The sequence below is a fragment of the Candidatus Nitrosopumilus koreensis AR1 genome (genome assembly GCF_000299365.1).
GTDB lineage: Archaea > Thermoproteota > Nitrososphaeria > Nitrososphaerales > Nitrosopumilaceae > Nitrosopumilus > Nitrosopumilus koreensis.
In genome coordinates this window covers 770186-794837 of record NC_018655.1, presented here as the reverse complement: position 1 = coordinate 794837, position 24652 = coordinate 770186, and the positions used below count along the sequence as shown (strand labels likewise).

General features: G+C 33.1%; 38 protein-coding genes and 1 tRNA gene. 25 read left to right on the top strand and 14 right to left on the bottom strand.

Features of this window, described 5'->3' with window-relative positions; genetic code table 11:
• Positions 1–26: 26 nt before the first annotated feature.
• From NKOR_RS04765 to NKOR_RS04735, 7 genes are all read left to right on the top strand, one after another.
• Positions 27–653, top strand: coding sequence for a hypothetical protein (locus NKOR_RS04765; protein ID WP_016939374.1), 627 nt, complete (start codon positions 27–29; stop codon positions 651–653).
• Positions 654–714: 61 nt separating this feature from the next.
• Entirely contained in the window at positions 715–1167 is a 453-nt protein-coding gene (locus NKOR_RS04760) for a hypothetical protein (RefSeq protein ID WP_014963233.1), read from the top strand.
• Positions 1164–3650, top strand: coding sequence for a LamG-like jellyroll fold domain-containing protein (locus NKOR_RS04755; RefSeq protein WP_016939373.1), 2487 nt, complete (start codon positions 1164–1166; stop codon positions 3648–3650). Before NKOR_RS04760 ends, NKOR_RS04755 begins: the two co-directional genes overlap by 4 nt.
• Positions 3651–3719: 69 nt before the next feature.
• A complete protein-coding gene (locus NKOR_RS04750) occupies positions 3720–4217 on the top strand; it encodes a hypothetical protein (protein WP_014963231.1) in 498 nt (165 codons plus the stop codon).
• On the top strand, positions 4218–4763 hold the full coding sequence (locus tag NKOR_RS04745; protein ID WP_014963230.1) for a hypothetical protein: 546 nt from the start codon (positions 4218–4220) through the stop codon (positions 4761–4763). It begins immediately after the preceding gene.
• A 109-nt stretch (positions 4764–4872) separates the two neighbouring features.
• Positions 4873–5718: a TrmB family transcriptional regulator gene (locus tag NKOR_RS04740; protein ID WP_014963229.1), complete on the top strand. Its 846-nt coding sequence runs from the start codon at positions 4873–4875 to the stop codon at positions 5716–5718.
• Positions 5719–5793: 75 nt separating this feature from the next.
• Positions 5794–6531, top strand: a complete 738-nt coding sequence (locus tag NKOR_RS04735) for an RAD55 family ATPase (protein ID WP_014963228.1) — start codon at positions 5794–5796, stop codon at positions 6529–6531.
• On the opposite strand, the gene NKOR_RS04730 is transcribed toward NKOR_RS04735, so the two are convergent.
• On the bottom strand, positions 6532–7755 hold the full coding sequence (locus tag NKOR_RS04730; RefSeq protein ID WP_014963227.1) for an ornithine cyclodeaminase, nickel-pincer nucleotide-dependent: 1224 nt from the start codon (positions 7753–7755) through the stop codon (positions 6532–6534). It lies immediately after the preceding gene.
• A 55-nt stretch (positions 7756–7810) separates the two neighbouring features.
• A complete protein-coding gene (locus tag NKOR_RS04725; protein ID WP_014963226.1) occupies positions 7811–8158 on the bottom strand; it encodes a hypothetical protein in 348 nt (115 codons plus the stop codon).
• A 32-nt stretch (positions 8159–8190) separates the two neighbouring features.
• On the opposite strand from NKOR_RS04725, the gene NKOR_RS04720 reads away from it, so the two are divergent.
• Positions 8191–8535 carry a hypothetical protein gene (locus tag NKOR_RS04720; protein WP_187146201.1) on the top strand — a complete coding sequence of 115 codons (345 nt, stop codon included), beginning with the start codon at positions 8191–8193 and terminating at the stop codon, positions 8533–8535.
• Here the strand turns inward: NKOR_RS04720 and NKOR_RS04715 are convergent.
• Both NKOR_RS04715 and NKOR_RS04710 read right to left on the bottom strand, forming a co-directional pair.
• Positions 8532–8756 (bottom strand): hypothetical protein, encoded by a 225-nt coding sequence (locus NKOR_RS04715; protein ID WP_014963224.1) that lies wholly within the window; start codon positions 8754–8756, stop codon positions 8532–8534. The genes NKOR_RS04720 and NKOR_RS04715 overlap by 4 nt on opposite strands.
• Positions 8756–9289 carry an HD domain-containing protein gene (locus tag NKOR_RS04710; RefSeq protein ID WP_014963223.1) on the bottom strand — a complete coding sequence of 178 codons (534 nt, stop codon included), beginning with the start codon at positions 9287–9289 and terminating at the stop codon, positions 8756–8758. Before NKOR_RS04710 ends, NKOR_RS04715 begins: the two co-directional genes overlap by 1 nt.
• 81 nt (positions 9290–9370) lie before the next feature.
• On the opposite strand from NKOR_RS04710, the gene NKOR_RS04705 reads away from it, so the two are divergent.
• Positions 9371–9907: a cob(I)yrinic acid a,c-diamide adenosyltransferase gene (locus NKOR_RS04705; protein ID WP_014963222.1), complete on the top strand. Its 537-nt coding sequence runs from the start codon at positions 9371–9373 to the stop codon at positions 9905–9907.
• A gap of 4 nt (positions 9908–9911) precedes the next feature.
• On the opposite strand, the gene NKOR_RS04700 is transcribed toward NKOR_RS04705, so the two are convergent.
• On the bottom strand, positions 9912–11042 hold the full coding sequence (locus tag NKOR_RS04700; RefSeq protein WP_232202960.1) for a tetratricopeptide repeat protein: 1131 nt from the start codon (positions 11040–11042) through the stop codon (positions 9912–9914).
• 321 nt (positions 11043–11363) lie between these two features.
• Here NKOR_RS04700 and NKOR_RS04695 point away from each other — a divergent pair.
• A tRNA-Phe gene (locus NKOR_RS04695) sits at positions 11364–11437 on the top strand.
• Between the two features lie 51 nt (positions 11438–11488).
• On the opposite strand, the gene NKOR_RS04690 is transcribed toward NKOR_RS04695, so the two are convergent.
• Positions 11489–11776, bottom strand: a complete 288-nt coding sequence (locus NKOR_RS04690; RefSeq protein WP_014963220.1) for a hypothetical protein — start codon at positions 11774–11776, stop codon at positions 11489–11491.
• A gap of 243 nt (positions 11777–12019) precedes the next feature.
• Here NKOR_RS04690 and NKOR_RS04685 point away from each other — a divergent pair, with 243 nt between their 5' ends.
• Genes NKOR_RS04685 through NKOR_RS04670 form a run of 4 tightly spaced genes read left to right on the top strand, consistent with a single transcriptional unit; the run spans position 12020 to position 13244 of the window.
• A complete protein-coding gene (locus NKOR_RS04685) occupies positions 12020–12313 on the top strand; it encodes a hypothetical protein (RefSeq protein ID WP_232202959.1) in 294 nt (97 codons plus the stop codon).
• A 34-nt stretch (positions 12314–12347) separates the two neighbouring features.
• On the top strand, positions 12348–12587 hold the full coding sequence (locus tag NKOR_RS04680) for a hypothetical protein (RefSeq protein WP_014963218.1): 240 nt from the start codon (positions 12348–12350) through the stop codon (positions 12585–12587).
• A complete protein-coding gene (locus NKOR_RS04675; RefSeq protein WP_014963217.1) occupies positions 12581–12799 on the top strand; it encodes an Lrp/AsnC ligand binding domain-containing protein in 219 nt (72 codons plus the stop codon). Before NKOR_RS04680 ends, NKOR_RS04675 begins: the two co-directional genes overlap by 7 nt.
• Before the next feature lie 34 nt (positions 12800–12833).
• Complete coding sequence (locus NKOR_RS04670) at positions 12834–13244, top strand: VOC family protein (protein WP_014963216.1); 411 nt, start codon at positions 12834–12836, stop codon at positions 13242–13244.
• Here NKOR_RS04670 and NKOR_RS04665 read toward each other — a convergent pair.
• A complete protein-coding gene (locus tag NKOR_RS04665; protein ID WP_014963215.1) occupies positions 13241–13627 on the bottom strand; it encodes a hypothetical protein in 387 nt (128 codons plus the stop codon). The two genes, NKOR_RS04670 and NKOR_RS04665, sit on opposite strands and share 4 nt — an antisense overlap.
• 62 nt (positions 13628–13689) lie before the next feature.
• Complete coding sequence (locus tag NKOR_RS04660) at positions 13690–14052, bottom strand: hypothetical protein (RefSeq protein WP_232202977.1); 363 nt, start codon at positions 14050–14052, stop codon at positions 13690–13692.
• Between the two features lie 146 nt (positions 14053–14198).
• Here NKOR_RS04660 and NKOR_RS10015 point away from each other — a divergent pair, with 146 nt between their 5' ends.
• A complete protein-coding gene (locus NKOR_RS10015; RefSeq protein ID WP_016939918.1) occupies positions 14199–14345 on the top strand; it encodes a hypothetical protein in 147 nt (48 codons plus the stop codon).
• A 12-nt stretch (positions 14346–14357) separates the two neighbouring features.
• Here NKOR_RS10015 and NKOR_RS04655 read toward each other — a convergent pair whose 3' ends face one another.
• On the bottom strand, positions 14358–15173 hold the full coding sequence (locus NKOR_RS04655) for an adenylate/guanylate cyclase domain-containing protein (RefSeq protein ID WP_014963213.1): 816 nt from the start codon (positions 15171–15173) through the stop codon (positions 14358–14360).
• Between the two features lie 6 nt (positions 15174–15179).
• Complete coding sequence (locus NKOR_RS10555) at positions 15180–15302, bottom strand: hypothetical protein (RefSeq protein WP_016939369.1); 123 nt, start codon at positions 15300–15302, stop codon at positions 15180–15182.
• Between the two features lie 71 nt (positions 15303–15373).
• Here NKOR_RS10555 and NKOR_RS04650 point away from each other — a divergent pair, with 71 nt between their 5' ends.
• Together NKOR_RS04650 and ilvA are read left to right on the top strand one after the other, a co-directional pair.
• Entirely contained in the window at positions 15374–16210 is an 837-nt protein-coding gene (locus tag NKOR_RS04650; protein ID WP_014963212.1) for a hypothetical protein, read from the top strand.
• Between the two features lie 188 nt (positions 16211–16398).
• The gene (ilvA, locus tag NKOR_RS04645) at positions 16399–17607 is read left to right on the top strand and encodes a threonine ammonia-lyase (RefSeq protein WP_014963211.1); all 1209 of its coding nucleotides are present in this window, start codon (positions 16399–16401) and stop codon (positions 17605–17607) included.
• Here the strand turns inward: ilvA and purE are convergent, their stop codons facing one another.
• A complete protein-coding gene (gene purE, locus NKOR_RS04640) occupies positions 17608–18183 on the bottom strand; it encodes a 5-(carboxyamino)imidazole ribonucleotide mutase (RefSeq protein ID WP_014963210.1) in 576 nt (191 codons plus the stop codon).
• A gap of 96 nt (positions 18184–18279) precedes the next feature.
• Here purE and NKOR_RS04635 point away from each other — a divergent pair, with 96 nt between their 5' ends.
• From NKOR_RS04635 to NKOR_RS04620, 4 genes are all read left to right on the top strand, one after another.
• Entirely contained in the window at positions 18280–19425 is a 1146-nt protein-coding gene (locus NKOR_RS04635) for a 5-(carboxyamino)imidazole ribonucleotide synthase (protein ID WP_026089967.1), read from the top strand.
• Between the two features lie 30 nt (positions 19426–19455).
• On the top strand, positions 19456–19845 hold the full coding sequence (locus NKOR_RS04630; RefSeq protein ID WP_014963208.1) for a hypothetical protein: 390 nt from the start codon (positions 19456–19458) through the stop codon (positions 19843–19845).
• Positions 19846–19983: 138 nt separating this feature from the next.
• Positions 19984–20229, top strand: a complete 246-nt coding sequence (locus tag NKOR_RS04625; protein WP_014963207.1) for a hypothetical protein — start codon at positions 19984–19986, stop codon at positions 20227–20229.
• 35 nt (positions 20230–20264) lie between these two features.
• Entirely contained in the window at positions 20265–20933 is a 669-nt protein-coding gene (locus NKOR_RS04620; protein ID WP_016939367.1) for a nucleotidyltransferase family protein, read from the top strand.
• Between the two features lie 9 nt (positions 20934–20942).
• Here NKOR_RS04620 and NKOR_RS10010 read toward each other — a convergent pair whose 3' ends face one another.
• Positions 20943–21089 (bottom strand): hypothetical protein, encoded by a 147-nt coding sequence (locus NKOR_RS10010; protein ID WP_016939366.1) that lies wholly within the window; start codon positions 21087–21089, stop codon positions 20943–20945.
• Between the two features lie 101 nt (positions 21090–21190).
• On the opposite strand from NKOR_RS10010, the gene NKOR_RS04615 reads away from it, so the two are divergent.
• The 4 genes from NKOR_RS04615 to NKOR_RS04605 are packed head-to-tail and all read left to right on the top strand — an operon-like array spanning position 21191 to position 23572.
• Positions 21191–22156, top strand: a complete 966-nt coding sequence (locus tag NKOR_RS04615) for an LLM class flavin-dependent oxidoreductase (protein ID WP_026089966.1) — start codon at positions 21191–21193, stop codon at positions 22154–22156.
• A gap of 2 nt (positions 22157–22158) precedes the next feature.
• On the top strand, positions 22159–22776 hold the full coding sequence (locus NKOR_RS10330) for a thiolase family protein (protein ID WP_232212265.1): 618 nt from the start codon (positions 22159–22161) through the stop codon (positions 22774–22776).
• Positions 22777–22790: 14 nt separating this feature from the next.
• Positions 22791–23267, top strand: coding sequence for a thiolase C-terminal domain-containing protein (locus NKOR_RS10325; protein WP_232212264.1), 477 nt, complete (start codon positions 22791–22793; stop codon positions 23265–23267).
• A complete protein-coding gene (locus NKOR_RS04605; protein WP_014963203.1) occupies positions 23264–23572 on the top strand; it encodes a zinc ribbon domain-containing protein in 309 nt (102 codons plus the stop codon). The genes NKOR_RS10325 and NKOR_RS04605 overlap by 4 nt, the downstream gene beginning before the upstream one ends.
• On the opposite strand, the gene NKOR_RS04600 is transcribed toward NKOR_RS04605, so the two are convergent.
• Positions 23565–24392, bottom strand: coding sequence for a hypothetical protein (locus NKOR_RS04600; RefSeq protein WP_014963202.1), 828 nt, complete (start codon positions 24390–24392; stop codon positions 23565–23567). The two genes, NKOR_RS04605 and NKOR_RS04600, sit on opposite strands and share 8 nt — an antisense overlap.
• A gap of 40 nt (positions 24393–24432) precedes the next feature.
• Positions 24433–24633 (bottom strand): hypothetical protein, encoded by a 201-nt coding sequence (locus NKOR_RS04595; protein ID WP_014963201.1) that lies wholly within the window; start codon positions 24631–24633, stop codon positions 24433–24435.
• Positions 24634–24652 lie beyond the last annotated feature (19 nt).

Below are 24652 nucleotides of genomic sequence, written 5' to 3'. Positions count from 1 at the left end.
GATTCTACTTTCAAATGCAGTTCAATTTGGACATTGAATCATTCAATGTAAATAATAATGTCAAAGAGAAAACAGATTTTAAAAAATATGACATTGATGTGTCATTAAACGAGGTTTCCAGTGCTGAAAACTCTTGTCAATTACAATATGGCTATACCTTTAGCTCTGCACCTAAAGGGATTCGTCTAAGCTTGGAAGGAAAAATTGACGTTAACGGAAATTCTTCAGAATTAGAATCATTATATCAAAAAGATGAACAAAACATCCCTCAAATTTTACGCATGTCTTATCAGGAATTATACCCTGTGTTGTTCATGCTAACTAAGAGCATGAAAATCCCATGTCCACCATATGAGATTAGCAAAACAATGGATCTTTCTGAACAAACAGAACACTCTTCAGAATTAGAGTCAATTTCTGAAGATGTAAAAGAACAAACAGAGGAATCAACAAATGAAAAAGAAGTAACATATTCAGATGAAATAAAATCGGCAGATTCTGAATTTGATCAAATGTCTACAGAGGAATTAACAAAACTGCAAATTGATCTTAGCAATCAACATTCAGAAAACCCTTCTGATGAATTAAAACAAAAAATAGATACCATCAATTCCGTTTTAAATAAGAAAATTAACGAGTCTGCATCATCATAAAATGTAAGTTAGATTTTATTACATACTGAGCAATATACCTAATTTTTCATGAAATTACTTAATGAAATTTGTTCGTAGGAGAGCCTTAGCTTCTATTGTCACTAGTGCCATTCTATTATCATCTATTGCAATTCTTGGCGCGGGTTTGGTCGGATGGTCCAATTCTAATTTATTGTCTCATCAAAAAAATCTTGAAAATACTTTTTCAAAAAATATCAATAAACTAAATGAGCACATTATATTTGAAAAAATATGGTTTGGAACAAATCCTTCTAAATATGTCAATGTAACCATGACTAATACTGGAAATGTTGGATTAAATGTAACAAATATTCAATTTATTAACTCAACAACATTTGAAAAAATTAGTTCAGTGTTAATTGATGATGGAGGAATGAGCCCTTCTGAATCTTATTCAATAAACATGACTTATGCTTGGATTGATGATGTTGAATTTGATATTTTGATCAAAAGTGCTAGAGATAATCAATTCAGAACCCAGGTGAGTCCATGAAAAATCGTAGAGCATTAAGTACGCTGGTGGGTGCAGTATTTTTTATAATTGCTGCTTCTAGCACTGTGGCATATGTGTCATATAGTATGAATGTGATTGATGATTTTTCACAAGCCGTAATAATCAAAGAAAGTGTTGATGGTGCAAGAAATTCTGAATCTTTTGAAATTTCTGATGCTACCATTACAAACAACAAATTTGATTTGACAGTTCAAAACAAAGGCCAACTTCCAATAAAATTAACAAAACTATGGATTGAAAATACCACTGATTCAACATGGATTCCTTCAAAATTTGATATTGATCAAAGCATATCTCCTTCAAATTCTGTCAGCGGAATTGGACAAACCCTTCCGCTTTCTGTAGTTGATACTCAAGCGTATAAAATATCCCTTGTTACTGATCGGGGAAATACTGAAACATATTTTTTCAATTCAGTTCCTGATCAAAATTTATCTATTAACTTACATGCAGCTCCTGAAACCGTTGCTAATGGATTTTCTACAACATTATTTATGACTGTTACAAATGACCTTCCAAATGATGTTACTTTACTTAACATTGTCCCTGAGATGTCTCCCCCATCAGGTTCCGCAACCGCAATTTGTGATTCTTCGCCAACTCCTGCATCGTACCCTTCTCTGAAAAAAGGTGAATCTGTAATCTTCAAATGGTCCTGTGTCATTTCAGGTACAGCCGCAGAATCTGTAACTATAACTGGTTCTATTGTAAATGGATATCCTGGAAATGATTCATCTGTAACTATAACAATTAAAGACGTGTTGTTGGCATTAGAAGCTGGAACTTCTTTGGAATCACTTGGATTTACAGTTCCTAGTAACACTCCTGACATTCTTACAATTCATCAAGAATCCACAAACACCCCTAATGGCGAATATCAATTAAGCTCTGGTACCGCAGATGCCACAGGGTTTACCGTTGATCTTGATCAAAATAACATGGCATACATTACAAATAACCAAACAAGTACAGTTACAATACCTTCTGGAACTTGGACTTCATCTTTAGCTTATCTTAATTCCCATCTTGATTCAACTATAGATAATTCAATTTTATCTAGTGGTATGATATTTCATTTTGAGAAACAATCTTTTCTTTCTAATGGGGTAACTGGGGCTGCATGTGATAATGAAATCAGTGCCACTCTTGGTTCAGGTACCAGCACGCCTGCATGGAGTGATTCTAGTGGTGTATTTTCCAGTGGAGGATTTACTTTTGATGGGAATAATGATTACATTTCAGTAGGAATTGATACCTCTTGTAATGATCTTGATGATGGCCCAAACTCTACTGCTGGTTGGTTTTATGTAGATGGTACTGGAAATGATGGCCGGCAAGTAATAATCCGGGCTGAAGAATCCAATCCTGGCTCTGAATTTTATGAGGTTGTTTTTGATAAATCTGGAACAACAGGTACATTGTCATTTAGATTTGATTCTACAGAAGGAAAAATACTTGATTGTAATACCTCTGGAGTAACTACTGATGAATGGCATCATTTTGTTGGAATTCGTGTAGATTCTGAAACATGTACTTTGTATTTAGATGGATCTTTTGTTGTAACTCAACAAGATACAAGTAATCCAAATAATTCGCAACTAGAAATAGATACTAAGTGGATGATTGGAGCAAATCCTGATACCCAAGATGGTCAAATTACTGAGAATTTTAAAGGCAGTATTGATTCTATAATGCATTGGGAATCATATGGATTAACTTCTAGTGAAGTACTGGCATTAAACAATACAAAATATGGAGATGGTGCATTTTTGGTAGACTATACAATCGAAAGAGTCGATAATTCTGGAGGTAAAACAACATTGTTTTCACAAACAGACATTGAAATGGATTTTATTGATCCTCTTAATGATGTGACAAATTTTCATTCTAGTGGAAATCTTACTGGTGCAATGAATCAGATCAGTTTAACTGATGAACGCATATTATTTACAGTAGATTTTGTTAGTGGTTTGGGAGTAGATGTTAGAATTGATGATGACTCACTCAATGGAAACCCAGACACATCCTTTGTTCAGATACCTATACCTGATGACACTTTTCCGGGTTATTTTTCATATGATATCAATGAGGATGGCGGAAATTATCTGGTTAGAGTATCCAATACTGGTACCATAGGCGCATTTTTTTCAATGAGTGGAATTCGTGGAGTTTTTGATGATGTTACATCAGATATTGCATACGCTTCACTGCCTCAATTTGTAAATGGAACTAGTACAGAATTTGAAATGTCAGACACTAATGATAGCATATATTTGCCTCCTGGAAAAAAATTCACAATAGAGTTCTATGCCCCTACCACTCACCCTTCCATAAATGGTCAATATGGAACTCCTATTACGCCTGGAGAAAATTACAATTTTTACGTCTATCTGTCCGGATATGATGAATTAGGAAGAACATTTTTCAAGACAATTGACATCGGAGGCACCACAGTCACTTAGACAGGATGTAATATTTTCACACATACACTTGGATATTATCTAAAAAAGAATATTTTTTGCATGACCATTATGGATAGTACGCTTGAAAATAATGCAAACCAAGCAACTGCAGAAACAGGAGGTAATTCTGATCACCCAAGCTTACAATATATGGAATCTTTAATTCAGGAATCTTTACAGATTTATGAATTAGAAAATCAAAGAGTAAACACGCTTGATGAATTGATTAATTCATTAAAAGTTATAACTAAATTTTTGGGATTATCTATTGAATTACCCTCTAATATTTTACATTTAGATGAAAACACCAACATAAAATTATTACCCAATCTTAACATACTTGTTGTTGATTCCAATAGTAAAACAGAAGAAAAAACAATGGATAGTTTTTCAACTGATATTATTATAAACATTTTAGATTACATTACTCCAAAAATTGTTGAATTAGTAAGAAAAGATAAATTGAAATTACTTAACAGCATCAACTTTTTGCGTTCTGCAAATAATGAATTAAAGAAAATTGAAAATATTGGACAACTTGAATTAAATCAAACACCGGTGATCTAAATGAGTTTAATTAAATTTAATGTAATTGATGAATTCAAAACATATCTAGAAAATAATGTTGTTGAAACAAAAAAAGAATTGGAAAAAATTTCAAAGATAGCTGGTGAAAAGCTAAGATCTCAAGAAAAAGAATTAGAAAATGATAAGGAATTCTTATCCATTAAAGAAAAATTAGAAGACAAATCAGATGAAAAAAAGACAAAAAAGACAAAAAAACAAACCTCTTCAAATTGGATAAAATACAATTCATTAAATCTGTATAATGGCATGGGTATCAAAGGCGAATTGGAGTTATACTTTAAAGAGATTGAATCTCTAAAAATAAAATTAGAAAAACTACAATCTGCAAAAGAGACTTTGGATGGTCTTGTTTCAAAAGGATTAAAGAACAATCTAAATTCAATTGTTTATGAAGATGGCGGACAGTTTGAAATTGCATTGCTAAAAAACTCTAAAGAAGTTCGAGAAAAATTCAAGTTTAAAACAGAGTTCACAGTTCCAGCTAAACTTGAAAAACCATTGTTTGTGGAGAGTCTTTTAAAATGAGATTGAGTAATTTGTGCCTAAATTGCGATCAAAATTGCGATCAATTTACTCAAAAAGAGCTCACGATCGGATCCTATAACATGGCATTATGTACGGAGTATCCTGTAAAATGAAAGAACAAGCAATATCCATATTTGATGCTGAGTCTGGATCCTCTCTAGGAGAGTACAAATCATCCTTAGATCAAGTTCAACAACAACTATCAAAATATGGCCTTACTGGAAATCAATCCAAAGTTTACATTTATCTAGGTAAATATGGCGCAAAGACAGCTCCTGAAGTTTGCAAGGCATTAAAACTACCTAGAACCGAAACATATCATCTATTATCTGCGTTACAAAACAAGGGCATTGTTTCTGCAACATTCCAACACCCAATACAATTTACTGCATTACCTTTAGACAAGGCAATATGGATTTTAGTAAATTCTGAAAAAGAACGTGTAAAATCCCTTGAAAAAATGGAAGGTGAATTATCTGAAATTTGGAAAAATATTCCAACGTTTGATTCTGAACCTGAAAATGAGGAAGAGAAATTCCAAATGCTAAAAGGAACAAATCAAATCTACTCAAAAATTACCAGTATGACTGATGGCTATACCGATGAATTGTTGTTACTTGGAAGTGAAAAAGATCTCTTAAAATTATATCATGCTGACTTTATAGAACCATTTGAAAAATCAAAACAGAAATTTAGAATACTTAGTTCTTGTAGTGATAAAACATTATACATCTTTGATGAACTAGAGAGGAAAAATATTAAATCAATAAACAAAGATATCAAAGATAATTTGTGTTTCATACTAAAAGATAATTCAGAATTGTTGTTCTTTACAAAGAATGCAAACAACTCTAATGAACCGTTTGCAATGTGGACTGATTCTCCAGCATTAGTATATTCTATGAAGTTGTTGTTTGAGTCAATGTGGAATACATCAAAAAATATTCATTTATAATTTTAGTAAAATCATACCTGTCAGAATCTAACTAGTCTCCTTCTTTATATACAAAAATTAACTTTGTTTTTGTATATGAGCTCAACATATGCCAAGGTAAAAACAGGAATTTCTGGATTAGACTCTATCGTGTCTGGAGGATTAAAACAAGGTCGTTCTGTTGTTGTGTCTGGCCCTCCGGGTTCAGGTAAGACCACATTTGGATTACAATTCTTACATGGAGGTGCCAAAGATTTTGATGAACCTGGTGTGTACATCAGTCTTGCCCAAAATATTGATGAAATAAAAAATGACTCCAAGGCTCACGGGTGGGATTTTGAGGACTTGGTATCAAAAGACAAAATTTTGATGATTGACGCAAGACCTTTTCAAATAACTGATCACTCTATCGGGAAGGATGATTCGTTGTATAGGGGCGAACAAATACCATTTGAGCACTTGACAAAATTAATTCTTAGTAGCATTAAAAGAATAGAAGCAAAACGTGTTGTGATTGATTCTATTACCATTTTGGAAATGCAATACTCTGATGAATTCAACAAAAGACAAGGATTGCAAGGATTAGTTCAAGCACTTGAAAGTTATGGTGTCACATCAATTCTACTATCTGAATCCGTAAATGATGATCACATCCCTCCTGAATGGTTTGTATCTTCAGGTGTGATACAACTACGTCATTCTAGACATCATGATACCATGGAAAGATCAATTCAAGTAACAAAACTAAGAGGAATTGCACACAGTGAGCAGATTCACCCTATTGAATTGGGGGATGATGGAATAAAAGTAATGCATCCAAGATTGATGCCTTGACTATTTCTTTTTTCTAATTTGCTGTGCAACCATGGGTAGAAATGCACCCACATCTGAAACAATACCTAATGCTTGCCACGTTCCTCTATCCATAAGTTTTGTTACTGTTGGTTGGTTAATGTCAACTACAATTACTTTGACATTTGCAGGAAGCATGTTTCCTGTTGCAATGGAATGAAGCATTGTTGAAATCATTATGACCATTTTTGCATCTTTTAGAACTTTTTTGTATTCTCTTTGAGCTTGTGCAACATCCGTAATTACATCTGGTAATGGCCCATCATCTCTGATAGAGCCTGCAAGTACAAATGGAACATTATTCTTTACACATTCATACATTATTCCTTTGGTGAGTTTTTTTGTTTTTACCATATTTGCAATAGAACCTGCTTTGAAAACAGAATTGATTGCATCCATGTGATTTCTATGGCCATGATATGCTAGAGTTGCATCATGAACATTCATCCCTAATGATGTTCCTAGGGTGGCATACTCTATGTCGTGAACAGCTAAAGCATTACCTGCTAGCACTCCGTCAATGTATCCTAATCTGATTAATTCTGATACTGCATCTGATGCTCCTGTGTGGACTATTGCAGGACCCCCTACAATCACAATTTTACCGCCGTTCTTTTTTGTATTGTAAATGTCCTCTGCAACTTTTTTTGCAATATGTTGTGTTGGTCTTTCACTAGAGCTTGAACTGCCCATAAATTGAAATACATTAGAACCCTCTCTTGGTCTTTCAGGTGGATTGATTTTGATACCTCCTTCCCCAACAATAATTTGATCACCTTTTTTGACATCTCTTACAGGAACACAAAATGCTCGGTTTCCTTTTACAACAATACATTTGTCCATCATCATGTTTTCTACCTGAATCCATTTTCCTTTATGAAATACTTGGGTGTGATTGTTGGTGGTACTGTAAAAATTGTCTGGCATTACATAATTTTTTGGTGATTTTTTTAGTGTGATTTCTTTTTGAACTTTAGATACTGCACCTTCCCTGTAAATTGTTTGTAAAATTTCATCTAGGTGTTTTTGATTTTTCCCTTTGACTAATAATTTAGCATATGACTGATCTTTTTTTCTTTTACCAATGTTTATTTCTTGGACTTGAAACTCTCCTTGTAAATCCATAATTTTATCAAATATTTTAGTCAAAATCAAAGAGTCAATTAGATGGCCACTGACTTCGATCTCTTGAGAAAATTTACTCATTTTACTACCTCTACACAATCATAACTAAAGTTTTACGTTTTATTTGTGGCTAGAATCATACTGGAAGAATTACCTTACCTTCAAATTTTGGAATGTTATCTGATTCAAATATTTTCTCTAGTTTTTCTTTTTGATCTTTTGTCACACCCTGAACAATTGTCTTAGAGGCACCACTATTGTCCACTAAAGCAAGAATGTATCCACTATTATCTGTCAAAACAAAGCCTGCTGATTCATCCACAAAAGCGTAAAGATTTTCTTCGCCTACGGGTTTCCATACGTTGGATTTCGTATCAGTTAATGCCAATGCTGGCATTGCTTTTCCATCAGTTAGTTTGTTAAGATATTCTCTGGCATCCGCAACTCTCTTTTGACCAAGTTTTAATGCTTGAAAATACTGCATATTTGTCAAATTATTGGATTGCTATAAAAACAATGTCAACTCAAAAGATAGTTATAGAATATTATGTAAAAATTCACATGCCTCTTACAAATAATGTGATTATCAAATTAAATGAAATTACAACAATGGTTGAAGATAAATCAAAATTATCTGAATCTGAAATTGATGAAATAAAATCCATATTCAAAGAACTAATAGAAAATGGGGAAAGATATGATGTTGATGAAATAGAGTTTTGGTTTGAAAATGAGGGTAGTTGGAAAACTAAAGAACCTAGAGTAAGAATTGCAAATCTTTCAAACTACATTCAAGACAAGCACCAACAAACATCTCATCTAAAGATAATTTCTGATGATGACTGTGGTTGCGGACATTAAACTTCTAGTTGTTCTAGTAATCTACCTACAATTTTTGCATTTTCTTTTCTTTCATTTAGAATTTCATTTAATCTGGTTTTGTTTTTTCCATCTTTTGTAATTAATTCAAAATACTCTTCATCTAAATCACTATTGGCTTGCAATCTTTTGATCACTTCAAACAAGATTCCTATCACTTGTTTTTGTGCATCAATCATTTCATCTTTTTCTGTCTCAGACATTAATTTTCAGTGATAATCTTTGTAAATAATTCTTTTAATTTTGGATGCGTAATGCTTTTTTTTGCAGATTTTAAAAAAACTTTTAGTTTTTCTTGAGAATAACCTTGTTCTTGGTAAATTTTTGCTTGAAGTGCCATCTCTAATTTGTCAATTTGATGGACTATCTTGCTTTCAGGAGAGGAATTTTCTTGATACTCTTTCCATATTTTGCCATATTCTGTTATCAGGGGTTCTGGAAGTTTTTCCATGATTTTGCCAAATGCATTGTTTTCTAATTCTTGTTTTTCTTTTACATCCATTTTTTCTGGAATTATGTCTCCTATTATGGATTCAGATAAATCATGTATCAAAATCATTTTCAAGATTTTTTCTGAATTCAGATTTTCTAAATCTGAAATTACCATTCCAATCATTGCCATAGAAAAAGTATGATCAGCAACTGATTCGGGATTATCTATAGAAAGTTTGTCAATCCATCCTTGACGTGGGATATTTTTTAGATTTGCAGCATTTTTAAAAAAATCTTCTACCATCGTTAACTAATACAAACCATTCTCCTAAAGAGTTTTGAGATTTTCGAACAACATAATAGTTGAAACAGACTTTGTAATTTTGTGAAAATATACACCAAGACAGGAGATGATGGAAATACTGGGTTACAGGGAAATCTTCGCATTTCAAAATCTCACCCAAGAATATTTGCGTATGGCGCAGTTGATGAAGCAAATGCTTCCTTAGGTGTTGTGTTGGCAAACCCGTTAGATAATGACATTTCTAGTGTTCTTATCAAAATACAAAATGATTTGTTTGTGGTGGGCTCTGATCTATCTAACCCAAACCTCAATGATGTAAAAAATAGAGTAACATTAGGGATGATTCAAGAATTAGAACAACATATTGACAAATTTGAATCAGAGTTAGAACCATTAACTAATTTCATATTGCCAGGAGGTGTACTTTCAGCATCACAACTACATTTTACTCGAACAGTTGTGCGTAGAGCAGAAACATTGACTGTGCAACTTGCTGAAAAAGACGAAATCAATTCAAACTGCATAATTTACCTTAATCGTTTATCTGATCTGTTTTTTGTGATTGGTCGTTTAATCAATAAACGAAATGGTAGAGATGATGTTCTTTGGAAAACCTAAAAAACTATTTTTGATTTTTTGCCATATTTCTCATCATCTTATCTACTAAATCTTCAATCTGTTCGTTTGACATGATGAGTTTTGATTTTAATTCTGCATTTTCTCGGATTTTAATAAGCACAACAAAAAATGAAACTACCGAGGTTATACTTCCAATGATTGTGATCAAAAGTATCAAATCAAGCGAATCCTCTACTTTATCTCCTAAAACCAAATCTTTTCCGTTTAGTGCATCTGGATTATCAGGGTCCACTTCTAAGGCCTCATCAAAATATTCTAAGGCCTCATCAAATTTTCCAAGTTCAACTAGAACAGACGCTTTGCCAATTAAGGCTTCGATGTTATCCGGATCTATAGAAAGTATTTTTTCATACATTTGTTGGGATTTGATATTTTTGTGTTCATGAAGATTCAATTCAGATAATCCCAACAATGCTTCAATGTTTTCTGGTTCTGATTCTAACACTGCTGTAAATGCAATTCTTGATTTCTCATATTCATCTAATTCAAAGAAAATTTTCCCTTTACCATTTAATGCATCTGTATTACTCAAATCAATCTCCAAAATTTTATCATATATGCTTAATGCTAATTTATGTTGATTTGTATTCAATAATGCAGTGCCTTTTCCTATCAAAGCATCTACATTACGTGGATCTTTTTCCAATACTATGTTGAAAAACAGTATGGAATCATCAAATTGTTCTAACTTTGACAAAACATTTCCACTTCCAATTAACGCATCAAAATTTCTTCTATCAATTTGTAATACATGTCCAAAAAAATTCATAGCAGCATCATACCTGTTTAAATGAAAATATGCTTTTCCAATACCATTAATTGATTCTAAGTTACTAGGATCAATAGTTGCAGCTTTTTCAAAATTTTGTAACGCATTGACATATTTTCCTTGAGCTAAAAGAATGGTTCCTTTACTGTTTAATGCCTCGATGTTGTCTGGATACTTTTCTAAAATCTTGTCAATTTCTGATAGGGAACCTTCATATTTTTTTTCTTTATAAAGCATCAAAGCATTTTCAAAATTTATACTAGTATCAACTTGTCCAAAAGATTCACAGTAATAACTTGAAAAAAATACAAACACACAAAAGAAAATAACTAACAAATTCTTCATTTGTATTTCACCACTTTAACAGTATGAAGAGTAAAGAACTGGATTCAAGTAAGACGCATGACTGACTATACTTTTACTCTCAATTCTTACTTCATACTTGATGTTGCCATTTGTATTACGAAATAGGCAAATCATACATACATGATTTTGAATTGATTTTTAATCTACATTTTAGTTGACTTAATCCTAAATGAAATCAACTTATTTCTCTTGAACAATTTGTAGAATTTTTGTGTTCACAGAACAACATCCTTGAAATTATAGTTCAAAGATCCTAAAGGGACACACTTTAATTCCTCAACTAGCGACATTTTTTTGAGTGCCGGGGTAGCTCAGCCTGGGAGAGCACTCGGCTGAAGACCGGGCTGTCGCGCGTTCAAATCCCGCCCCCGGCACTGTAAAAAATTAAAAAAATAGTGTGTTTTAGAGTCTAATTATAAACTCCATTATGCATCTACTAAATTATAGAAGCTTTTTCCTGATGCTGATTTTTCAGAGATACATTTGACTGGTCCCAAAGCGTTTCCGTTATTGACATCTGAACGTAATTTCTCATTGCTGAATTTTTTTACAATTGCTACTCTAGTTGTGTGAAATTTATTTACAAAATTTCCTTCAACCTCGAAAGTTTCTCTAGTGGTAATCTTAACTCCTTTTGTGATCATTTCACCTTGAGTATAATCTGAATCTTCGATGAATGTAATTGTAAATGCTTTATCCCCAATTTTTGCCAAGCTGACTGAATCGCCTACTGTTGCATAATCTGCTAATGTTGCTATCTTCTTTCACCTCCCAATAGAACATGAAGAATGTGTTTTTTGTTAAATCAAACTCAGAGTAAATTCTTGACTCATATGGCTACTTTGGTCCATTGTTTTCTCAAAAAATTTACTTGATCGGTGCATAATACACAAATTTCTCCAAAAACCAATCCTACAAAATCTTTAAAAATAAGGCAAACTCTAGATTTTCGATTCATGGCTGAAAAAAAACCTGCAAAGAAAGGCACAAAAGCAAAAGCCACCAAGGCTAAAACAACCAAATCAAAGACTCCAAAAGCAAAAGCCACCAAGGCTAAAACAACCAAATCAAAGACTCCAAAAGCAAAAGCCACCAAGGCTAAAACAACCAAATCAAAGAAAAAGGAAGAACCTGTTGGCGATATGGGGATAGTCATAGTAGATGACGATATTGAAATTGATCAAGAAAAAGTCAATGAAGAAAGACGTGCTTATTTAGAAGAAGCAAGGTCTCAGGAAGCATTTGACTAGGAATCTTTATCCGATTCAATAACGTAGTACTTGTATGCGCGCATTATGTCTGATTACAGTTAAACCTGGAAAAGTGGATTCTGTTGTCCAAATTCTCAAAAAGAAAAGAAAGGTAGTAAAACAAATCATGGTAGTCACTGGCAGGGCAGACATTAGCGTTATTTTGCAAGGAGGAATTGAAGACATCAATAACATGGTGATTGATTTTAAAAAAATCAAGGATATTGTAACCACTGAAACCTTAATCGAAGTGGAGGTTAATTTAGGATGGTAAGAGCAATAATTTTGGTAAAATCTCCAAAAAAATTAATCGCTGCACGATTACGCAAGGTTGATTCCGTTACAGATTCATTTCCAACTAGCGGTCAGTTTGATGCAGTAGCCATAATTGATGTTGAACAACTAGTTCAAATTAAAGAGGTCGCAAACCGAATCCAAAAAATTAATGGTGTAGAGCGAACAGAAACCATGGTGGAAGTTCAATGACAATTAATTTAAAGAACTTCGAGGTAGCATATCTGTGAATATTAAAAAAGTCGGAAATGTCATTCTGGCTGTAAAAGACCTAGACAAATCAGTTCAGTTCTACAATGAGGTTATTGGACTGCCAATAAAAAATCAAAGAAGAACATGGGTAGATTTGGGCACTTCAGGAGCTTTGTTGAGCTTGCACCCTGCTTCAATAACTGAAAAACATGGAAATGCTCTTGAGAGTGGCATTACAATTGGTTTTTTGGTCGGAGATGTAAAATCTGCAGTTGAGGAATTGAGAGGAAAAGGAGTAAAAATTCATCGCGAGATAGTTGAAAAAGATGCAGGAAAAAATGCGGTAATTTCAGATCCTGATGATTATTTGATTTCCTTGTTTGAACCAAGTTTCTCAGATAAAGCGGAACAAACTGGTGGATATCACGGATTCACACCTGCTTAGACTATTTTCTTTATTGAAGAAATAATCTTCTTCAAGTCTTTTTCTTTTCTATTGATTGAAACATAATATGTAAGGTCATTTTTTTGTAGAATGAGTATTGTAACTTTCTGATGTTGCAATATGACATATTCTAATTTCCCTACAGTACTTGCTGTATTTTTTCGTAAAGACATTAGAGTTGAGATAATAAAAAATTCATTTTTTACTTGTTCAGATTTTAGTAATGGTTTAAGATTTGGTTGAACAATTCCAGCTAAGGTTCTACCATAGACGTTGATAACTCCTGCGTATCTTACACTTTGAGATATCTCTAAAATTTTTTGACACTGTTTCCTGTATTTTATTATGGTTGATTTCCATTTGTCTGCAGGAGTTTTGACCATACACAAAATTGGGTTTGGAATTAATAAGGATTCTTACTGATTTTGCAAGCCGAGATATTTTTTCAATCTTGTTTTTTTGATTTGTTTTCTAGTTTTTTCTTTAATTCGTTGTTTTCTTTTAACAGTTTACTGTTTTCATCTTGAAGTGTTTGAAGAGAGTGTTGTTTTGTATATAATGGATGACCTGGAGGAATTATTTGGTTTCCTGATAACAAACTTGCAGCATATTGTTGGTACAGATGTTGGAATCCTTGAAGTTTTTGATTAATTGTTTCTACATCTCGTGAAAATTGTTCTTTGGCAGGATTTTTGTGAATCTTAAACATTGGATGTGTTAATCCTGGTGGTAATCGAGGAAATTGTAACGCTACATGTGGGATGTTTGGATTTAATCCGTAAAGGTCCTGTAGGTGTTTGTGTATCATGTTTTCCACAAATTTGGTTTGAATTTGCTCTATTTCTGCCTTGCTTTAGGCATTTGATATACGGTTTTGTAAAATCTGAGTCGTTTTTGCTCAATTTGAGCTGATCGCAGATCCTTATAGATTCCCAGTTTAGATCGCTGGTACGCATGGCAGAAATGAAAAAGACTTGTTTGAAATGCAAGAAAGACATTGCAGAAAAAGATCTACACAAGATTGTGATCTACGTTGTTCAGGAAAAATTCACCGAACATCATTATGAGCATGTTGAATGCCCTGATAAATTTACAGTATAATTAAAAACCACATTATCCTTTGAATTCATAAACTTTGTAAAGTTCTCCAGTAATTCTGGAACGATATCGCCATTCATCTTTTTTCCACACCACTTCAGCAAATTCTCTTTGAGAGTTAGGATGCAATCTTTTGTATACATCATTTCCAATTAAAATCTGATTAGGCTTTGCCATGTTTTGAATTTTAGCCGCAATATTCATGGCAGGACCAATTATGTCTACCTGTGACTGGTTTTCATCAGCACCATATCTTACTACAATATTTTGTCCAAAATCAACACCAATTTTTACCATCAGGTCAGGGTAATCATACTGATTAAGAATTGGATTAATTCCTTTTTGGATTACTGAAATCATAGATTTTGCACAATTAACTGCATTATCTGATGCAAGTAACCCATTACTTTGTGCATCAAAATATCCTATAACTGCGTCTCCTACAAATTTTAAGACATATCCTTCATGCTGTCGTATCACTGCTGCCATCTCTTGTGCAAAAGAGCTAATTATGATTGCAATTTTCTCTTCAGGCATTTCCAGTGTCATGGTTGTTGAACCTACCAAATCAACATAGATTACAACAAGATCCAATTTAGAAAATACATTTTTCCTCAAAAATTTGTCTGATTCATTGACAACGCCCAAGTATTGGTAGCCTTTTTTCAACGCACCCCAAACTCGTTTTTGAGTTTCTAAAATCATAGATTCTGAATCCAATGTTTTTTCAGATGCAGAACTTAGCAACATATCTACCAATTCATTTTTTTGGTCGGAACTTGATTTTTCTTTCACATTGTCAGATTCTTTTACCGTGTTTTCTTCTGTCATGTCGCTCTACTCCAAGGGGAATTCTTGACCACAATCAAGGCATTTTCCTCTTTTTCCCTTATATCCTTCATGATAATATTCTGTAATCTCTCCATCACAATCATCACATCTATATTCTGAATTCTCCACGCCTAGAATTCCCTCATTATGTATTTAGATATTGATGAAGGTTTAAGGAGAACAATAATTTGCTAATTCATGTGCGTTTAGGTGCAAGATCTCAAAATGAATTCATTCAACTTTTGAATAAAAAGAATGAAGAAATTCAAAAATCATTCCTTGCAAAAATTTCTGACATGACAAAAATGATCGATGTCAAAGTGATGTTGGGCGATTCCACAGTATCTGAACAAAAAACATTTGATCCAAAACTGGTAATGGACTATTTTCAAGACATCAGTAAAAATCTGAAAAACTGGTCTATTCAGGATGTAACCATATCTAACAATGAAGACATTAGGAGAATTTTTATGAAATTTGAAATCATGGAGGGAAATTATTTGATTTCAGGACATGTTTCCATTCAATTCCATGTTTTGCTATATTACAAACCGATTCAAAGGGTAATCGATTGTCAAAAGGAATTATCAACGATTATCGATATTACAAAAAACAAAGAACAGGAATTTTCAGACAATAGTGATCAGTTTGTTTTGGATAAACTAAAAGAAATGGGGTACAAAGACTTTGATCATCAAAAACTATTTGAAGTGTTTTATGAAAATGATGAGTTTAGAGAAAAAGTCTTTGCAGAAATTGAGAAACAGTCTGGTGTAGACTTTCAAAAACTATCTGAAAAAAAGACACAATTGTTTAATGAATTAGATTCTCTTTTAGTTGAAACATATCAGATAACACCTGTATTAATTGATGATTCAAAACTTGTTACTGGTGAAGAAGGATGTTTATGTACATTTGATTTAGAGTTTGTAAAAAATAATACTAGAGAAGGATTGTTTGATCCGAGAAAAATGTCGGATTCAACAAAAGAAAACATAATCAAACGGTTAGATGAATTTGCAAATATAATTATTTGATAAACGAAGACCAAGGAACCAGAAAATGAGAAATTTTCTCAAAGGGGAGTATCTGATTCCTTGATATAATTTCAACGAAACCTCCCAAGTATTTAGGCATTCCTAGAAATTTACGCATAAAATTTGACAAAAAAAATAATTTTTGTATAGAAGAAGTCAAATACATCGTTTTCTTAGCATCATTTCTAATGAATCCAACATTTGAGGAAATACAAAAAGCAAATTCTATGCGAGGAGATAAAATAAAAAAGACTCCGTTAATCCATTCGCCTACTTTTAGTGATATTACAGAATCTGAGGTTTATCTCAAAGCAGAATTTAGACAAAAAACTGGATCGTTTAAAATCCGTGGTGCATATTACAAAATAAAATCATTATCTGAAGATGAAAAAAAACATGGTGTAGTTGCTGCATCTGCAGGAAATCATGCACAGGGTGTCGCATTTGCATCCTCCCTTGAAGGCATACCATGTACAATTGTCATGCCAAAGAATGCATCTCCTGCAAAGGTAGCAGCAACAAAAGGCTATGGCGCAAATGTGGTTTTAGAGGGGATCAACTATGATGAATCATCTGCCAAGGCAAAAGAAATTGCCAAGGAAACAGGTGCTACAATGATACACGCATTTGATGATCCTCAAATCATTGCAGCGCAAGGTGTTATCGGATTAGAAATACTAGAGGACTTGCCAGACGTTGATGAAGTTTATATTCCAATAGGTGGAGGAGGGTTGGCGGCAGGGATCCTAATTGCAATCAAAGAAAAAAATCCAAACGTACGAGTGGTTGGAGTGCAATCAAGATCATTTCCGTCAATGTATGAATCAGTTAAACAAGGTGCAATAACTGCAAGTGGCGGTGCAAGAACAATTGCAGATGGCATATCTGTAAAAATTCCCGGCCAACTTACATTTAACATAATTAAAGAATTGATTGACGAAGTTGTTCTTGTAGACGATGCTGAAATTACAAAAACAATGTTTCTGTTAATGGAGAGAATGAAATTTGTAGTGGAACCTGCAGGAGCTGCAAGTCTTGCATATCTGATTTCAAAAAAACCAGCGCCAGGTAAAAAAGTAGTTACAGTGTTAGCTGGAGGAAATGTAGACATGTATCTTTTAGGACAGATTGTAGATAAAGGGTTAGCAGCTATGGGTAGATTGTTAAAAATATCAATTTTGTTGCCTGACAGGCCAGGAGCATTCAAAGAAATTGTTGATGAAATCACTCTTGCCAATGCAAACATCGTTGAGGTTGTTCATGATAGACTGAGCTCAAATGTCAGTGCAGGTTCAGCCTCAGTTACTATGAATCTGGAAACTCAGGGAAAAGAACAAGCAGATGCATTAATCGAAGTATTACGAAAGAAGAACGTTCAGTTTACGTTATTGACTTGATTATTTGAATTTCTTTTCTGTAAATTTAGATAATCCTTCTTTTTTCAATTGTTCTGATTCTTTGAGAACCGATTGATGTTGATCTGATTTGTGTTGTTTTAATTTCTTTTTTAATTCTGGAAATTCATTTGCAAGAATTTTCATTGCATATATTCCAGCATTTCCAGCTTTGTTCACTCCTACTGAAACAACAGGAGATCCTGAAGGCATTTCAGTAATTGACAACAATGAATCCAACCCTCCAAAGGCAGAAAATTTTGCCGTATCTGTCTTTTTCGGATGTTTATCATTGTATACTAGAATGGGCACACCGATTACAGGGATAATTGTGTGAGATGCCATCATTCCTGGCAAATGTGCAGCTCCACCTGCGCCTGCAATAATTACCTTAAACCCCATTTTTTCAGCATGTTGTGCATACTCTGCTAATCTTGAAGGAGTTCTATGTGCAGAAATGATTTGATCCTCATGTTTAATTTTAAATTTATCAAAAATCTCAGCTGCTCCTTTCATGATCCTGCTATCAGAACCAGATCCCATGATTATTCCAATCAATGGTTTTTTTGAATATGTCACAATATTAGAAAAAACTAGAGAGTAATTAACAATAACTATTATCAAAAAATTGTAAATAGCATTAGCTATTTTTATTCGATAAATTTGAATGAGGCAATGGCAAAAATTTTGGGGATTATTGGAGGGGGACAACTTGGCATGATGATTACCGAGGCTGCCAAAAAAATGCCAGAATATGTTTCAAAAGTTATAGTGTTAGACCCTACTGAAAATTGTCCTGCTGCACAAGTTGGAGCTGAGCAAATTATAGCAGATTTTAAGGAAAAAGATGCCATAGTTGAATTATCAAAAAAATCAGACATCATCACATATGAAATTGAATCAGGAGACAGCGATGTGTTAAAATCTGTTGAGAAAAATGCGGAAATTAATCCCTCTCCAGAGACATTGCATACAATTCAAGACAAATTTTTGCAAAAAACATTTCTAAAAGAACACAACATTCCTGTTCCTGAATTTATAGAGGTTTCAAATATCGAAGATGTTAAAGAGGGTTTGAAACAATTTGGATATCCTGCTTTGCTAAAAGCAAGAAGAGATGCATATGATGGAAGAGGCAATTTCAAGATTGATTCAGAAGATATGATTCAAACATCATTTGATTATTTTAAAGGTCAGAAATTAATGTTAGAAAAATTTGTTCCGTTCAAAATGGAAGTCTCAGTAATCGCAGCTAGAAATACAAAAGGTCAAATCACAACATTTCCTCTTGTTGAAAATATTCATGAAGAAAATATTTTACGTGAAACAATTGCTCCTGCAAGAGTTTCTGCAGATGTAACTCAAAAAGCTGAAAAGATTGCCAATCAAACTATGGATGTATTGAAAGGTGCAGGGGTATTTGGGATTGAAATGTTTGTAACACAAGATGATCAAATTGTAATTAATGAAATTGCACCAAGAGTACATAATTCCGGACATCACACTTTACAGTCAAGTGAAACATCTCAGTTTGAACAACACTTGCGTGCAATTTTGGGATTAGAACTTGGCAGTACCAAACTTTTACGTCCAACAATTATGTATAACATACTAGGCGCAAAATCTTTTCAAGGGGAATACAAACCATTAGTAATTCCTGATCAAAACCTGTTTCTCAAAATGTATGGTAAAAAAATTTCCAAACCTATGAGAAAACTAGGTCATTTTAATCTCATTGCAGGAAATAATGAATCCGTTGAAGAGTTACTTGAAAAATTAGAAACCATAAAACCCAGAGCAGTAGTTCAATCTGCTGATTAGGTTTATTAGTTGTGAAGGGAAAAAATCAACATGGCATTAAGTGCAGCATTAATCATTACAGGAATCGCAATAGGATTACTTGTAATTTATGCAGCAGATGTAGCAGTTGCAATGTCTTCAGATAGTGATAATGGGTTTTTGCCACTTGATCACATGCAACGAGGCATAGGTCTGGGTGGACCTGCATTGATTTTGCCAATTATTGCATTTTTCATTTCTAGAAAAGAACCATCAAAAGGATTAGGAATTATGATCATTATTTCAGGAATTTTAATTATAGTTGGAGGAGTTGTTGTTTTAGCAAATCCTGCACCTGCAGCAGAGTCTTCAGATAGAGATCCTGTGGCATCAACTGCAATGTTATTTATCCCCGCCATTGTCCAATTGGCTTTGGGCGGAATTAAAATTACAAAATCTTAATTGATAACATCATGCCAATTTGTGCAAAATGTAACAATGATGTAAAAAAAGTATATGATTGCGATCATACTGATTATGAAGAATATTGTGTAGAATGTTATACTGAATTACATTACTATATGACAGAAAGTGAGAATAATGCTAACTGAACGTGAAATAGCCATTTATGCCTTAGGGAAAACTGAGGGACTTAATTCTATTGCAGAAACCCTGGGAAAAGGATTTGATGATGAAAAATACATTGAATCGTGGCATAAAACCATGAAACTCTTAGGAACTGAAATGCCTCTTAAAGATTTGGAAAAAATTTACAACGAATTTGCAAAAAAAATGGAGGCAGTTGTAGAATCCAATGAATCAAAAAAAGAGATAAAACAAGATTAGACATTTTCATATACTGTACATATAGAGTGATTTTATTGAAAGCAATAATACTGGCAGGCGGTCGTGGAAAACGCCTAAAACCAGTGACAGATTATGTGCCAAAACCACTTGTTCCAATAAAAAACATTCCCATAATAGAATGGCAAATAAGATATCTTAAAAAATTTGGAGTTAAGGAAGTTATTATTTGTACGGGATACAAAACAGAGATGATTGAAAATCACCTAAACATGAAAAACATTGGAATTAAAATTAAATTCTCTCCAGAAAAATTCCCACTTGGAACTGGAGGTGCAATTAAAAAAGCAGGAAAAATGATCAAGGAAAAATCCTTTTTTGTATTAAACGGGGACACAATAACAAATATCGATTTAAAGAAACTTCAAAAAAAGAAAAATGCTATTGCCGCAATTGAATTGAGAACAAAATACGGAATTTTGGAAACCAATGATGATAAAATTTTGAATTTTAAAGAAAAAAAAGAAATTCCAGACACTTGGATGAATGCAGGGATTTATCATTTAGAAAAAGACATACTAAAAGAATTACCAAACAAAGGTGATATCGAAAAAACAGTTTTTCCAAAATATGCAAAAAAAGGTATTCTAAACACGGTTAAATTCAAAAATGCAAAATGGTATTCTGTAGATTCGTTCAAAGATATGGAAGAATGTGCATTAGAGATAGAGAAAATAATAAAATGAAATTTTGTTTTATGCACCAGTTCTGTGCAATGTAACCATCATGTATGCTACTTCTTCTACAAAGGATTCATCTTTGCTAGCAGCAGCATATCTTGTAGCATCATTCCAAAAAGTGGAATCTTGAGAGGGCTTTTGTGCAAATATTTGTTCACTCAACAGATTATCTTTTACAGATTTTCTGATAATATGGCGCCTCAAGGAAAATTTACCCAATACTAAAACAGAACACTAGAATATCCAATCAATGTATGAATTTCATGCGTATTGCGTGCAGTCTGGGTTCAATGCTTTCAATAAAGGAGGTGTTAAATTGTGCCGAAATCATATCGAATACTAAAACAGATACAATTTGGGTACCTGAAACATGGGGAATGGAGAATTTCTCAATGTTAAGTGCGGTATCAAGCAAAACATCTGTACAAAAAATAGGCTCATCCATCATTAACATCTACTCTCGAAGTCCTGTAGCAATTGCAATGGGGGCAGTAACCGTAGACACCATATCTAATGGAAGGCTGATTCTGGGTCTTGGAACAAGCAGCGTACCGATTGTAGAAACTTTTCACGGATACAAATTCGAAAATCCATTAAAAAGAATGAAAGAGTATGTCGAAATAATTAAACTGGCATTATCTGGAAAACCAATTAATTACTCAGGAGAGATTTTTAATTTGAAAAATTTTACATTATTAGTTAAACCCCAAAGAGAATCCATCCCAATTTACATTGCAGCAGTTAATAAAAAAATGGTGGATTTAACATTGGATATTGGAGATGGTGTGATTTTTTATCTCAGACCTAAAAATGAAATGAAAGACACAATTTCAAAAATGCAATCAAAAAGAAAGATAGATGTTACATGTCAAATAATCACATGTGTTTCAGAAAATTCACAAGAAGCAATTGATCGTGCAAAAAAAACATTAGCATTTTACATATCTGTTGGAAAAATTTATCGTGAATTTTTAGCAAAAAATGGCTTTGAAAATGAAACATCAAACATATTTGAAGAATTTAAAAAATCAGGATTTACATCGAACCATGAATTAATTCCAGATTCTATGTTAAAGGAACTAACTATATCTGGTACCCCCGAAGAATGTAAAAAACAACTTCAAACATTTAGTGATACAGGAATTGATTTACCAATAATACAATTTAATCCCGTTGGAAACACTATGGAATCATTTAGAGTTCTACAAAAAACATTCTTGGATGAATAAAAATGAAAAGAGTTGGAATTGGAGCATATGGGATTACTCCATTTACTAAAGAAGATAAAAAAATAGAATCAACTCTTTTTGAATCTGCCAAAGTTCTTCTTGAAAATAATACCAGCATCCAAAAAAGTGATATTGACGCAGTATTGGTATCGACAAATAATAATTCAAAATATCTCTCACCTGTTCTTTCCGAGATGATTGGAATTCAACCCAAAATAGCTCATTCTATAGAAAATTTATGCAATTCAGGCACAAATTCCATAGTTTCAGCATATTCCTATATCGCTTCAGGTCTTGCAGACATGGTACTAGTTAGTGGAGCTGAAAGATATGATAGTCCTGGTCAGGTTTTAGAATGGGATAATTCCAGAGGGGAATTCAAACATCCAATATTTTGGGCATCAATTTTTACAAGTTCCTATAAACGAAAATATTCTGTTACAGATGAACAACTGTCTTGGATACCAATAAAAAATCACAAACAAGCTCAAAACAACCCAAATGCACTTTCAAAAAAAACATATTTAATGAAAGATGTAATTAATTCAAAAAAATTACTGATGATCTTAGATTACTTGATTGTTCTAGACCTTGTACAGGTAGCGCATCAATTATTTTAGCATCAGAAAATATTATGAAAAAGATTACTGATCATCCTGTATGGATATCAGGCATAGGTCAAAAAACAATTTCTGCAGGATTTACAAAAAGTGAATCTTTTAACACAATGAATTCAACAAAGATGGCTAGTAGAACAGCATTAGAAATGTCTGGTAAAAATATTTCAGATGTGGATGTAGTGGAAATTCATGATGCATTTTCTGTTTGTGAACCCATGGCATTAGAAGCAATAGGATTTTCTAAACCCGGTAAGGGGACAGATTTAGTCAAAGAACTTTATGAAACAAAAAATTACAAGGTTAATCCTAGAGGAGGATTGATTGGTTCAGGCCACCCTCTTGGAGCAACAGGTATCGCTCAAACGATAGAGATTACACAACAATTACAATCAAATGCAAAAAACAGACAAGTTGAAAATGCACAAGTGGGATTAGTCCACAACATGTCAGCTGCTGCAACCTCTTCAACCATTTTGGTGTTAGAAAAATGAGTTTTGAGTTAGAATTATCCAAAGGGAATTTTACTATCCCTGAATGTATTACTTGTAAAAAAATTGTATGGCCACCCTCTGAATTTTGCAGTCATTGTCTGGGCAAAGTATCTCTAAAAGAAGGGGATTTTCAAGGCAGGATAATTGAATTCTCTAGGCAAAATAAAGAGTGTTTCGGCATTGTTGAAATGGAGAATTCAATTAAAATCATGGCAAAAATCTTAGGAGAGCCACATGTTGACCAAACAGTAAAAATTGCAAAATGTGGTATGCGTGAAGGAAATTATTTTTTTGAGGTTAATTGAATTTTGTATAGATGTACGGGGTTTCAGTAGTTTGATCAAATGTCCAAACAGTTGGAAGCGAAACTGTTTCAACCACTTGTAAATTATGATTTTGAATTAATGAACTCCACCCACCATCTGACAAATTTCCAGACAATTGACGTTTAGAATGAGTTCCTGCAAAAACTATCCCAGTAGAATTTTTGAGTTCTTTTATGGAATTTATTTTGTCAATAATACTCGTAGCTAACATATCTCCGCCCATTTGGGGCAACCCTCCAATGAAAAATACAGGGTTTGTTAATTGAAATTTTGAATAATCGTATTCTAATGCATCTTCACAATTTGGATCAAAATTATTTTGTGTCTCTGTGCAAATTAACTTCTGTAATTCCACAAGCCCCTCATCAATTTCAATACTGTGAGATGTAAATCCCAAAATGTTTCCACAAAAAGCAATTCGTCCATCCCCTGAACCAATATCTACTAATTCATCATAACCTAATTGTTTTGCAATCAACGTCATCAGATATGCCGAAATCACCCATGTGGGATAAAATGGCTGACAACTTGTTCCATGCTTTATGCTGTTTAACCAATAATCATTAATGTCTCCTTCATAGACTACACAATCCACATTCAAGATTTTTTCATAAAATGAATTAAAATAGATAGGATTTTTTTCTGCAAATTTGTGAAGTAATTCTAAATGCCCTTCATCTATTGGGAATTTATCTGACTTTGAAGCAGGAATTACCTCTTGAATGTGTGCATTTCCTGAATAATTTTTAGCAAAATCTCGCTTTACTGAAACAAGATTCTGAATAATTTCATCAAACATAGATTTTGTAAAAATAAGGGCTTGATAAACTCATTGTAAATCATAATGACTTTTCTGATGTAAGATATGCAATTTCTTGTTCCACTTTTTTTAATTGATCAATGGTCGTTTTTTGTAATTTCTCAATACCACTAATTTCACTTTCAGATGGCTCCATTACTAATTGAAATTCCAATTGTTTTAGAGTATTGAGGTAAAAATCACGTTGTTCAAGTAATTTTTCAATTATAATTTCAGACATAATTGATTTAAAATTAAGT